The 11,777-nt window shown below is 66.0% G+C and carries 13 protein-coding genes; 1 reads left to right on the top strand and 12 read right to left on the bottom strand.

Annotated elements, in window-relative coordinates; translation table 11 throughout:
* Positions 1-2: 2 nt before the first annotated feature.
* The 3 genes from pilW to ndk all read right to left on the bottom strand — a co-directional run bounded on the left by pilW (position 3) and on the right by ndk (position 2,329).
* Complete coding sequence (pilW, locus tag E5K04_RS09085) at positions 3-746, bottom strand: type IV pilus biogenesis/stability protein PilW (RefSeq protein WP_136553238.1); 744 nt, start codon at positions 744-746, stop codon at positions 3-5.
* Complete coding sequence (gene rlmN, locus E5K04_RS09080) at positions 743-1,837, bottom strand: 23S rRNA (adenine(2503)-C(2))-methyltransferase RlmN (RefSeq protein ID WP_136553236.1); 1,095 nt, start codon at positions 1,835-1,837, stop codon at positions 743-745. Before rlmN ends, pilW begins: the two co-directional genes overlap by 4 nt.
* Before the next feature lie 66 nt (positions 1,838-1,903).
* A complete protein-coding gene (ndk, locus tag E5K04_RS09075; protein ID WP_136553234.1) occupies positions 1,904-2,329 on the bottom strand; it encodes a nucleoside-diphosphate kinase in 426 nt (141 codons plus the stop codon).
* Positions 2,330-2,528: 199 nt separating this feature from the next.
* Here ndk and E5K04_RS09070 point away from each other — a divergent pair, with 199 nt between their 5' ends.
* Entirely contained in the window at positions 2,529-3,191 is a 663-nt protein-coding gene (locus E5K04_RS09070) for an SPOR domain-containing protein (protein WP_136553232.1), read from the top strand.
* Between the two features lie 12 nt (positions 3,192-3,203).
* Here the strand turns inward: E5K04_RS09070 and zapE are convergent, their stop codons facing one another.
* From zapE to rpsA, 9 genes are all read right to left on the bottom strand, one after another.
* Entirely contained in the window at positions 3,204-4,355 is a 1,152-nt protein-coding gene (gene zapE, locus E5K04_RS09065; RefSeq protein ID WP_136553230.1) for a cell division protein ZapE, read from the bottom strand.
* Positions 4,356-4,364: 9 nt separating this feature from the next.
* Complete coding sequence (gene cysM / locus E5K04_RS09060) at positions 4,365-5,255, bottom strand: cysteine synthase CysM (RefSeq protein WP_136553228.1); 891 nt, start codon at positions 5,253-5,255, stop codon at positions 4,365-4,367.
* A gap of 115 nt (positions 5,256-5,370) precedes the next feature.
* On the bottom strand, positions 5,371-6,366 hold the full coding sequence (rfaD, locus tag E5K04_RS09055; RefSeq protein ID WP_136553226.1) for an ADP-glyceromanno-heptose 6-epimerase: 996 nt from the start codon (positions 6,364-6,366) through the stop codon (positions 5,371-5,373).
* Between the two features lie 21 nt (positions 6,367-6,387).
* A complete protein-coding gene (rfaE1, locus tag E5K04_RS09050; protein WP_136553224.1) occupies positions 6,388-7,350 on the bottom strand; it encodes a D-glycero-beta-D-manno-heptose-7-phosphate kinase in 963 nt (320 codons plus the stop codon).
* Position 7,351: 1 nt separating this feature from the next.
* Positions 7,352-8,089, bottom strand: coding sequence for an orotidine-5'-phosphate decarboxylase (gene pyrF / locus E5K04_RS09045; protein WP_136553481.1), 738 nt, complete (start codon positions 8,087-8,089; stop codon positions 7,352-7,354).
* Between the two features lie 32 nt (positions 8,090-8,121).
* Complete coding sequence (gene lapB, locus E5K04_RS09040; RefSeq protein WP_136553222.1) at positions 8,122-9,282, bottom strand: lipopolysaccharide assembly protein LapB; 1,161 nt, start codon at positions 9,280-9,282, stop codon at positions 8,122-8,124.
* Positions 9,283-9,311: 29 nt separating this feature from the next.
* Entirely contained in the window at positions 9,312-9,602 is a 291-nt protein-coding gene (locus tag E5K04_RS09035; protein ID WP_136553220.1) for a LapA family protein, read from the bottom strand.
* A gap of 122 nt (positions 9,603-9,724) precedes the next feature.
* The gene (locus tag E5K04_RS09030) at positions 9,725-10,018 is read right to left on the bottom strand and encodes an integration host factor subunit beta (protein WP_136553218.1); all 294 of its coding nucleotides are present in this window, start codon (positions 10,016-10,018) and stop codon (positions 9,725-9,727) included.
* 8 nt (positions 10,019-10,026) lie between these two features.
* Positions 10,027-11,727, bottom strand: coding sequence for a 30S ribosomal protein S1 (gene rpsA, locus E5K04_RS09025; RefSeq protein ID WP_136553216.1), 1,701 nt, complete (start codon positions 11,725-11,727; stop codon positions 10,027-10,029).
* Between the last annotated feature and the right edge of the window lie 50 nt (positions 11,728-11,777).

Below are 11,777 nucleotides of genomic sequence, written 5' to 3'. Positions count from 1 at the left end.
GACTAGCTTCCACTCAGGTATTGTTGGGTTTCGACCGAATCCGGATACGTCGCCAGGAGGCGCTCGCCCAGCCTGCGCACGGTGGCCGTGTCGCCCTGAAGGCGGGCCAGACGCACCCCCAGCCACAAATCGGCGGCGTCCTCGCGGGGCAACTGCGCCGAGAGCCGCTGGTAATAGAAGGCGGCCAGCTTGCCGTTGCCGCGGGTGAGCTGCAGTTCGGTCATCGCGCGCAGGGCCGCCGCGTCCTTGCCGTCGGCGCGCAGCACCTCGAGCAGATCACGGTTGGCACCCTCCGGGTCGCCGGCCTTGCCGCGGCACAGGCCACGGTTGAGCGTCGCCGTCATCGGCTTGTCGTACAGCGGGTCGGACAGCGCGCGCGAGAAGTACTCGAGCGACGCGGCGGCCTGGCCGCGGCTGCACAGAAACCAGCCGTAGTTGTTGTTCACTTCGGGATTGCTGCGGTCGACCGACAGCGCGCGGCGGAACGCCGATTCGGCGTCCTTGTCCATGCCCAGTTGCATCAGCACCAGCGCACGCACCATATGCCCGCTCTGGTAGCCACTGTCGGCGTCGACCGAGGCGTTGGCCGCGTCGAGCGCCGCGCGCATATTGCCGTAGCGCATGTATTCGATCGCCAGCTGCGCCTGCGTCTGCGCGAACTCGCGCGACGACGCGGCCCATGCCGGCAGCGCCAGCATGCCCAGCAGCAGTGTGACGATCAGGCCGCGCGCACGCGCCAGTCTCATTCCTTGCCTTCCTCGACGATTTGCATCCACTTGGCCTGGCGACGCGTCTTGTCCTGCACCTGACCGGCCAGCTGCCCGCACGCGGCGTCGATGTCGTCGCCTCGGGTCTTGCGCACCGTCACCACGAAGCCGGCTTCCTGCAGAAGTTCGCGGAAGGCGCGGATCGCGTTGTTGCTCGACCGCGCGTAGCCCGAATGGGGGAAGGGATTGAACGGGATCAGGTTGAACTTGCAGGGTACGTCGCGCACCAGTTCGATCAACTGCCTTGCATGTTCCGGTCTGTCATTGATGCCGTCAAGCATCACGTACTCGAAGGTCACGAAGTCGCGCGGCGCCTTCTCGAGGTAGCGGCGGCACGCGGCCATCAGTTCGGCGAGCGGATATTTCTTGTTGATCGGCACGATCACGTCGCGGATCGCGTCGTTCGGCGCGTGCAGCGACACGGCCAGCGCGACCGGGCAATCCTCGCGCAGCCTGTCCATCTGCGGCACCAGGCCCGAGGTGGAGACGGTCACCCGGCGGCGGCTCAGGCCGTAGCCGTGGTCGTCGAGCATGATGGACAGCGCCGACACCACGTTGTCGTAGTTGGCCAGCGGCTCGCCCATCCCCATCATCACCACGTTGGAGATCACGCGCTCGTTCTTCGGCGTCACGCCGAGCGCCTTGTTCGCCCACCACAGCTGGCCGATGATTTCGGCGGTGCTGAGGTTGCGGTTGAAACCCTGGCGGCCGGTCGAGCAGAAGGTGCACTCGAGCGCGCAGCCGACCTGGGAAGACACGCACAAGGTGCCGCGATCGTCTTCGGGAATGAAGACGGTCTCGACGCCGTTACCGGTGCCGACGTCGAGCAGCCACTTGCGGGTGCCATCCCCGGATGCCTGCCCCGTCATCAACTCGGGCACGCGCACCTCGGCGGACTCGACCAGCTTGGCGCGCAGGCTCTTGGCGAGGTCGGTCATCGCGTCGAAGTCGTTTTCGCCCATCTGGTGCATCCAGCGCATCACTTGCTTGGCGCGAAACGGCTTTTCGCCCATATCGGCAAAGTGTTGGGTCAGGGCAGGCAGGTTGAAGTCGAGCAGGTTGGTTTTCATCTGGAGCATCTCGCAAAAACGGCAGCTGCCCGCACGAGGGCAGCCGCCGTCCGTTACATCATTCGCTTAGCGCGGGCAGATTTCGGTCGCCGCGAAGAAGTAGGCGATTTCGATCGCTGCGTTCTCCAGGCTGTCCGAACCGTGCACGGCGTTGGCGTCGATCGACTCGGCGAAGTCGGCGCGGATGGTGCCGGCGTCGGCTTTCTTCGGGTCGGTCGCGCCCATCAGTTCGCGGTTCTTCAGGACGGCGTTTTCGCCTTCCAGCGCCTGGATCATCACCGGACCGGAGGTCATGAACGCAACCAGGTCGCCGAAGAACGGACGGTCTTTGTGCACGGCGTAGAAGCCTTCGGCTTCGGCGCGCGACAGGTGCTTCATCTTGGCGGCGATGACCTTCAGGCCGTTCGACTCGAAGCGGTCGTAGATCTTGCCGATCACGTTTTTAGCGACTGCATCGGGCTTGACGATGGACAGAGTACGTTCGATTGCCATATAAATCTCCTAATTACGAATACAGATGCTTAATAGCTGTTGGCCAGCCGGCACCGGTTGCACAGAAAGCGCCTTTCCGAAGAACCCGGTATTTTACCAGCCTTCTCAAGCCTTTGCTGTAGAGATTGACCAGGACACGATGACGAACCAGCCAGACAAGCCGCAAGTTCCCACCCCGCAACACGGCGGGGAACGCAGCATGAAAAAGCGCATCGCGATCGCCGCCGCGCTGGCGCTGGCCGCGCTGGCCAGCATCCCACTGCTCGAACGCAAGCCCGCCGCCCCCGGCGAGGAACAGGCCGCCAGCGGCCGCCTGAGCGGCCCGTTGCCAGTCGCCTCCGAGCCGCTGCCGGCCCCCGAGCTCAGTGCGTCTGCCCCGCTCGTTGCCAGCGCCCCCTCGCCCGGCCTGCCGGTCGGTCCGGCCACCGAGTCGACCCCCGGCCTTGCGTCGACGCCGCCGCTGATGGTCGAGGCCGTCGTGCCGCAGGCCAAGGCAGTGACAAGCCGCGCGACCGAAACGCCGGCACCGGCCGCCACGCCGCGCGCGGTCGCCGCCAGCACCGCACCGCAGCCGGCCAAGGCCGCCACCGTACCGCCGCGCGCCGACGCCAGCTTACAAGGCCAGCCCGCCGCCAGCCGCCCGCAGGGCAGCTCCTTCGGCTACAGCGTGCAGCTTGGCCTGTTCTCCAATATCGGCAACGCCGAGAAGCTGGTCGACGAGCTCAAGGCCAAGGGCATCGCCGCCAAGACCGAGACGCGCATCCAGCTGGGGCCGTTCACGACCCGCACCGAGGCCGAAGACGCGATGGCACGCCTGCGTGCGCTCGGCTACACCCCGCTGTTGATCCCGCTCGGCCAGTAAGGCTGGCCGGTCTCAGGTCTCGACCACGCCGGCGAGCGTCGGCTCGACGACCTGGTGCGCCAGCGCAAGGTAGGTCTGCGACTGCATCTCGGTGAGCCGGCTGGCGGTACGGAAGAATTCGCCCGCCTGCACGCCCTCGGTGTAGATTTCTTCGGCCGGCACCGCCGAGCTTGCAACCAGCTTGACGCGGTGGTCGTACAGCACGTCGACCAGCCAGGTGAAGCGGCGCGCCTCGGATGCCTGCGCGGCAGTCAGCTTGGGGATCTGCGACAGGAACAGCGTGTGGTAGGCCTGCGCAAGCTCGAGGTAGTCGGTCTGCGCGCGCGGCCCGCCGCACAGCGTCGCGAAATCGAACCACACCACCCCCGGCGCGCGGCGCACCGTGCGCACGCGCCGACCCAGGATCTCGACCTGGCGGCCGGCCTCCCCCGCCGAACCCGCGATCCGCTCGAACATCCCGGCCAGGTGCGCGTCGGTCGACGCGTCGTGCGGCACCACGAACAGGGGCTCGCGGGTCAGCTCGCGCAGCCGGTAGTCGTGGCCGCCGTCAACGTTGAGCACCTCGAGCTGCCGCTTGATGAGTTCAATGGTCGGCAGGAAGTTCTGCCGTTGCAGCCCGTTAGGATAGAGGGCGTCAGGCTGGTAGTTTGATGTCATTACGAACACCACCCCGCGCGCGAACAGGGCGTCGAGCAGGCGCCCCAGCATCATCGCGTCGGCGATATCGCTGACGTGGAACTCGTCGAAACACAACAGCCGCGTCGAGCGGGCGATGCGGTCGGCCAGCGCGATCAGCGGGTCCTTCTCGCCGGCGAGCTTCTTGAGCTCGCGGTGCACGTCGGCCATGAAGTGGTGGAAATGCACGCGCTTCTTGCGCCGGTACGGCACGCATTCGTAAAACGCGTCCATCAGGAAGCTCTTGCCGCGGCCGACCCCGCCCCACAGGTAGAGCCCGCGCGGCACCTCGGGCTTGAACAGCGAACGGCCGAGGAAGCGGTTGCGCCGCGACTTGAAGTCGACCAGCTGCTGCCACAGCACGTCGAGCCGCGTGATTGCCGCGGCCTGCGCCGCGTCGCGCATGAAGCCCTTGTGCGTAAGCGCCGCCTCGTACCAGGCAAGCGGCCGCTCGCTGCCGGCCGTCGGGGAAAACTGGTGCTGGGACATGCGCCCTCCTCAGGCAAACAGGCCGGTCGACAGGTAACGGTCGCCACGGTCGCAGACGATGGACACGATCACCGCGTTTTGCAGCGTCTCGTTCAGCCTGAGCGCGACGGCGAGCGCGCCTCCGGACGACGGCCCAGCGAGGATACCCTCCTCGCGTGCGAGGCGGCGGGCCATCGCTTCGGCGTCGGCCTGCGACACCAGTTCGAGGCGGTCGATCTTGCCGTAGTCGCAGATCGCCGGCAGGTAGGCGTCCTCCCACTTGCGGATGCCCGGGATCTGGCTGCCCGCCTGCGGCTGCACGCCAATGACCTCAACCGCCGGGTTTTGTGCCTTGAGGTAAGCGCCGACGCCCATCACGGTGCCGGTGGTCCCCATGCTGGAGACAAAATGGGTGACGGCGCCGTCGGTACCCGCCCAGATCTCGGGGCCGGTGCCCTCGAAGTGCGCGAGCGGGTTGTCCGGGTTGGCGAACTGGTCGAGGATGCGGCCGACGCCGGCCGCCTGCAAACGCCTCGCCTCGTCGATGGCGCCGGGCATCGACGCGTCCTTGGGCGTCAACACCACCTCGGCGCCGTACGCGCGCATCGTCTGCACGCGCTCCGCGCTCGAATTCTCCGGCATCACCAGCACCAGCCGGTAGCCCATCATCGTCGCCGTCATCGCAAGGCCAATGCCGGTATTGCCGCTGGTCGGCTCGATCAGCGTGTCGCCCGGGCGGATGTCGCCGCGCGCCTCGGCGCGGCGGATCATCGACAGGGCGGGACGGTCCTTGACCGAGCCGCCGGGGTTGCTGCCTTCGAGCTTGACCAGCACGACGTTGCTGGTCTCACCCGGCAGCCGTTTGAGGCGCACCAGCGGCGTGTTGCCGACATAGTCTTCGAGGTAATGGTAGGAGGGCACGGGAGAAGCCTTGCGGTCGCAAAGCGCCCATTATACCGGTGTCAAATCGCGCGCGCAGGCATGACAAAGCCCCGACCTAGGGCCGGGGCTTACAGGAGACACCATCCACAGGTGCTCAGCGGCTCATCAGCCAGTCGACGTAGCGCGAGACGCCCTCTTCGACCGTCGCCATCGGCGCGGTGTAGCCGGCGTCGCGCAGGCGGGTGATGTCGGCCTGCGTGAAGCTCTGGTACTTGCCCTTGAGCGCGTCCGGGAAGTCGATGTACTCGAGGATGCCCTGCCCGACCAGTTCGGCGAGCGACAGCGCGTTCTTGCCCTCGTGGCGGCGGCAGGCGTTGACGGTGGCGACCGCGACGTCGTTGAACGGCTGCGCGCGGCCCGAGCCCAGGTTGAAGATGCCGCTCTTGTCCGGGTTGTCGAGGAAATGCATGTTGACAGCAACCACGTCGTCGACCGACACGAAGTCGCGGCTTTGCATGCCGTTCTCCCAGCCGTCGTAGCCGCCGAACAGCTTGACCTTGCCGGTCTCGCGGTACTGGTTGAAGTTGTGGAAGGCCACCGACGCCATCCGCCCCTTGTGCTGTTCGCGCGGGCCGTACACGTTGAAGTAGCGGAAGCCCGCCACCTGCGCAGTCAGCCCCTCCGCCATGCGCTGGCGCAGCACCTGGTCGAACAGGAACTTGGAGTAGCCGTAGACGTTCAGCGGGCCCTCGCAGGCGCGCTCCTCGCGGAACACCGTGCCCTTGCCGTAGGTCGCGGCACTCGACGCGTACAGGAAGGTGATCTCCTCGGACTGGCAGAACTCGAACAACTCCAGCGTGTAGTGGTAGTTGTTCTCCATCATGTACTTGCCGTCGTGGTTCATGGTGTCCGAACACGCGCCCTGGTGCAGCACTGCGTCGACCTCGCCGTCGAAGGCGCCGTCGCCGACCAGCGAGATGAAGTCGCGCTTGTCGAGGTAGTCCTCGATCTCGCAGTCGACCAGGTTCAGGAACTTCTCGCCCTTCTCCAGGTTGTCGACGGCGAGGATGTCGGTGCGTCCACGCGCGTTGAGCGCCTTGACGAGGTTGGAGCCGATAAAGCCGGCTGCGCCGGTGACGACGATAGTCATCTCTGTCTTCCTTGTCGCGCCTTACAGCGCAAAGAGTTCATCCTGCCGGCACACCGCGGTGCCGAGCTTGGCTACGACGATGCCGGCGGCCGCGTTGGCGAGCGTCATCGCCTGCGCCAGCGGCAGCGACGCCGCCAGCGACAGGCCCAGCGTCGCGATCACGGTGTCGCCGGCGCCGGACACATCGTAGACTTCGCGCGCGAGCGTCGCCTGGTTGAGCGCGCCCGCGTCGGTAAACAGCGTCATCCCCTCTTCCGAGCGGGTGACCAGCAGCGCGTCGAGCGCAAGCTGGCCGCGCAGCGCCTCGGCCTTGGCGGTCAGCTCGGCCTCGTCGGCCCAGCGTCCGGCCACCTGGCGGAATTCGCTGCGGTTGGGGGTGAGCAGCGTCGCGCCGGCGTACTTGGCGTAGTCGTCGCCCTTGGGGTCGACCAGCACCGGCTTGCCGGCGGCACGGGCGAGGGTAACCATCGCCGCGACATGGGCGAGGCCGCCCTTGCCGTAGTCGGACAGGATCACCGCGTCGTGCCCGCCCAGCAGCGCGGCGTAGTCGTCCAGCTTGTCGGCGAGGATCTCGCGGCTGGGGGTGTCCTCGAAGTCGAGGCGGATCAGCTGCTGCTGGCGGGCCACCACCCTCAGCTTGATGGTCGTCGCGATCGACGCGTCACGCTTAAGCGAAGTCGCCACGCCCGCCTCGGCCATCAGGCGTTCGAGCGCGCCGGCCGCCTCGTCGTCGCCGACCACCGACAACAGCGTCGCCTTGCCGCCGAGGCTTGCGATATTGCGCGCGACGTTGGCCGCGCCGCCGGCACGCTCTTCCATCCTCTCGATGCGCGCGACCGGCACCGGCGCTTCCGGCGAGATGCGCGTCGCATCGCCGAACCAGTAGCGGTCGAGCATCACGTCGCCGACCACCAGCACGCGCGCACCGACCAGACGCTTGGCGAGCGGCGCCGCCTCCAGGCCCATCGATTCGAGCAGCGCCATGTCAGCCAACCTTCAAAGCGGACAGTTCGGCGTTGATCGCCGTGAGCACGGCGAGCGGGTCGGCCGCGCGGGTGATCGGACGGCCGATCACCAGGTAGTCGGCCCCCGCCTTGACGGCGGCGCTCGGCGTCATCACCCGGCGCTGGTCGTCGGCCGCCGCGTCGGCCAGGCGGATCCCCGGCGTCACCAGCTTGAAACCCTCGCCGAGCGCGGCGCGCAGGCGCGTGGCTTCCTGTGCCGACGACACCACGCCGTCAAGGCCGCTGTCGCGCGCGAGCGTCGCCAGGCGCAGCACCTGCTCGTCCGGCGGGACGGTCACGCCGATTTCGGCGAGATCCGCCGCTTCCATGCTGGTGAGCACGGTCACGCCGATCAACAGCGGGCGCTGGCTATAGGGCGCGATCGCCTCGGCCGCCGCGGCCATCATGCGCCGGCCACCCGAGGCGTGGACGTCGACCATCCACACGCCCAGTTCGGCCGCCATCTTGCACGCGTGGGCGACGGTATTCGGGATGTCGTGGAACTTCAGGTCGAGGAAGACCTGGAAGCCGCGCGCAACCAGCGCCTCGACCAGGCTGCGGCCGGAGGCGGTAAAGAGTTCCTTGCCGACCTTGACCCGGCATTGGGCGGGGTCCAGGCGGGCGGCAAAGGCAAGCGCCGCGTCCGCGCGCTCGAAGTCGAGCGCGACGATCACCGGCGAGGTGGGCACGCCCGAGGACGCGCCGATCAGTGGATTCATCATCAATCTTCCTGGTAGGACTTGGGCCCGGGTCAGCCTTCGCTGCGGTTGGGCGTGAAACTCTCCCACTCGCCGCACGCCGGGCAATGCCAGAAGAACGCGCGCGAGCGGAAATTGCAGCGGCGGCAGCGATGCTGGGTCAGCCGCTGCGCGTACTTGAGCACCAGCGCGCGCACCAGTTCGGCGTCGGAACGGCCTTCCGGCGTCACCAGCTCGCCGATCTGCGCCTCGATCAGGCGGTAGGCGCCGGCGAGGCTGGGGCGGGCGTGCACCGAGTCGCGGGTGACGGAGAGCGCGCGGGCGCTGCCCTCGTAGGTCGCGACCTTCTCGTACAGGATCTCGGAGAGCTCGAGCTGCGGAAAGGCCTGGCTGTAGCCGCGCAACAGCGCGATCCCCTCGGCGGGCTTGCCGAGCTTCTCGTACGCGTCGAACAGGCGCTCGGCCGCCATCGACAGGTACTCGTAATTCTGTTTTTCGATCTGCTGCCACGCGGCAATGGCGGCGGGATAGTTCTCGGCGGCGAACTCGATGTCACCGGCGATCAGGCTCGCGCGCACGCATTTGCGGTTGGCGGCGAACGCCTCGGCCACGTATTCACGCGCCTTGCCAAGCTCGCTGCGGTAGAGCTCGCCCTGCGCGAGCTCGCAGTAGAACTGCGCGACCTCGTGCTGGAACGAATGCGCGTCGCCGCGCAGCTCGCGCGCGGTGTCGATCGCCTTGAGCCAGTCGCGGTCCTGCTGGTAGATGTCAAGCAGCTGGCGGCGCGCCTTGCGCCCCATATTGCCGGCCAGCAGGCCGAGCAGGATCTCTTCGGCGCGGTCGACCAGCCCGGCGCGGTAGAAGTCCTGCGCAAGTTCGAAGCTCACCTGCTCGCGCCCTTCCGGCGTGACATCCGGCGACTCGAGCATGCCCTGGTGCAGGCGGATCGCACGGTCGTTCTCGCCGCGCTTGCGATAGAGCTTGCCCAGCGTCAGCGCAAGCTCGCTCGCCTGCGGCTGCTGGCGGGCCACTTCGGACAACGATTGCGCGGCAACGTCGGTCTTGTCGTCGACCAGCGCGTCCAGCCCCTTGAAGATGCCGGCCGGCAGCGCCTTGGCCTGCTTGAGCACGGTGCCCATGTCGACGCGCGCGGCTAACCAGCCCAGCGCGAAGAACGCCGGGAACAACAACAACCACCAAAGATCGAGTTCCAAGAAAAACCCCGGTCAGTCAAAAAGACGCCTCAGTCCGCCAGCGCGTCGCTGGGGTCGGCGTCGACGCGCCCGACAGGCCGGGTACGCAGCTCTTTTTTCAGCTGCGACAGCTCGCGGCGGACGCGCAGATAGTAGGAAAAGGTCGAAAGCAGGCCGATGGCCGCGCCGGCGACGAAGAAGATCAGCAGGAACAGGATCAGCGGCGCCTGGAACGCGTGTCCGAAGAACAGCTTGAACTCCACAATGGCGCTGTTCTGCACGGTGACGGCAACCAGCACCAACAGCAGGACGACTTCGAGCAGACGGACGATATAGCGCATGATGCCCTCTCGCGACGGTTCAAGGCCCGAAGTTTAAACGAAACGGCGGCGAGCGCCCACGGCGGGCAACAAAAAACGCTGCCCGGATGGACAGCGTCTTGTTTGATAAGCGACCGAACGGCTCAGTCCCCGCTGGGGACAAGGTCGACCCGCTCGCGCAATTCCTTGCCTGCCTTGAAATGAGGCACGTATTTCTCAGGAACGGCGACGCTGGTGCCCGACTTCGGGTTGCGGCCGATCCGCGGCGGTCGGTAGTTCAAGTCGAAACTGCCGAAACCGCGGATTTCGATCCGCTGTCCCTGCGCCAGGCTGCCGGCCATCGCATCCAGAATGGTTTTGACGGCCAGCTCAGCGTCTTTGGCGACCAACTGAGGATAACGTTCGGACAGCTTCGCAATCAGCTCAGACTTGGTCATGGCGCAACTTATTCGTTGTTGCCGCCCGACAGCTTCGCCTTGAGCAGCGCGCCCAGGCTGGTGGTGCCGGCGCTGACGTTGGCGTCGGAAGCGGTGCTCAGGTTGCGCATTGCTGCGGTCTCATCAGCAGCGTCCTTGGCCTTGATCGACAGGCTGATCGAACGGGACTTGCGGTCCACGCCGATGATCAGCGCTTCGACTTCGTCACCTTCCTTCATCACGGTGCGCATGTCTTCGACACGGTCACGCGAGACTTCGGAAGCGCGCAGGTAGCCTTCGACTTCGCTGTCCAGAGCGATCACGGCGCCCTTGGCATCGATGGTCTTGACGGTACCCTTGACCAGGGCGCCCTTGTCGTTCATCGCGACGAAGTTGTTGAACGGATCGCCTTCCAGCTGCTTGATGCCCAGCGAGATGCGTTCCTTCTCAACGTCGATCGACAGGACGACTGCCTCGACCTCGTCACCCTTCTTGAACTTGCGCACAGCTTCTTCGCTGGCTTCGGTCCAGGACAGGTCGGACAGGTGAACCAGACCGTCGATGCCGCCCGGCAGGCCGACAAACACGCCGAAGTCGGTGATCGACTTGATGGCGCCGCTGATCTTGTCGCCCTTCTTGTAGTTCTGCTCGAACTCTTCCCACGGGTTGGCCATGCACTGCTTCATGCCCAGCGAGATGCGGCGGCGGTCTTCGTCGATCTCGAGGATCATGACTTCGACTTCGTCGCCAACCTGAACCACCTTGGACGGGTGAACGTTCTTGTTGGTCCAGTCCATCTCGGACACGTGCACCAGGCCTTCGATACCCTGTTCGATCTCGACGAACGCGCCGTAGTCGGTCAGGTTGGTCACCTTGCCGAACAGACGGGTGCCGGACGGGTAGCGGCGCGACAGGCCCACCCACGGATCTTCGCCCAGCTGCTTGAGGCCCAGCGAGACGCGGTTCTTTTCCTGGTCGAACTTGAGGACCTTGGCTTCGACTTCGTCGCCAACGGCCAGCACCTCGGACGGGTGCTTGACGCGGCGCCATGCCAGGTCGGTGATGTGCAGCAGGCCGTCGATACCGCCCAGGTCAACGAACGCACCGTAGTCGGTGATGTTCTTGACGATGCCCTTGACCACGACGCCTTCGCGCAGGGTCTCCAGCAGCGCCTTGCGCTCTTCGCCCAGGGTCTCTTCCAGCACGGCGCGGCGCGAAACAACGACGTTGTTGCGCTTGCGGTCGAGCTTGATGACCTTGAATTCGACTTGCTTGCCTTCGTACGGGGTGGTGTCCTTGACCGGACGCACGTCGACGAGGGAACCCGGCAGGAAGGCGCGGATGCCGTTGACCATCACGGTCAGACCACCCTTCACCTTGCCGCTGATCACGCCGGACAGGATCTTGCCGGCTTCCAGGGCTTCTTCCAGCTCGATCCAGGCGGCCAGGCGCTTGGCCTTCTCGCGGGACAGCTTGGTTTCGCCGAAACCGTTTTCGATAGCGTCGATCGCGACGGTCACGAAGTCACCGATCTTGACTTCGACTTCGCCGTTATCGTTCTTGAATTCTTCGACCGGAACCAGGGACTCGGACTTGAGGCCGGCGTTCACGGTTACAAAGTTGGAATCAATGCCGACGACTTCAGCAGTGATCACTTCGCCAACGCGCATTTCCTGGAGGGCCAGGGATTCTTCGAACAGTTGGGCAAAGTTCATTTCGAGGGTAGTCATGTAAGAATACTCACACGTGCGTGCCTTGCGGCAAGCGGGGTTAGGGTTGA

The sequence above is a fragment of the Crenobacter intestini genome (assembly GCF_004919095.1).
Lineage (GTDB): Bacteria > Pseudomonadota > Gammaproteobacteria > Burkholderiales > Chromobacteriaceae > Craterilacuibacter > Craterilacuibacter intestini.
This window is presented reverse-complemented; position numbering and strand designations above follow the sequence as displayed.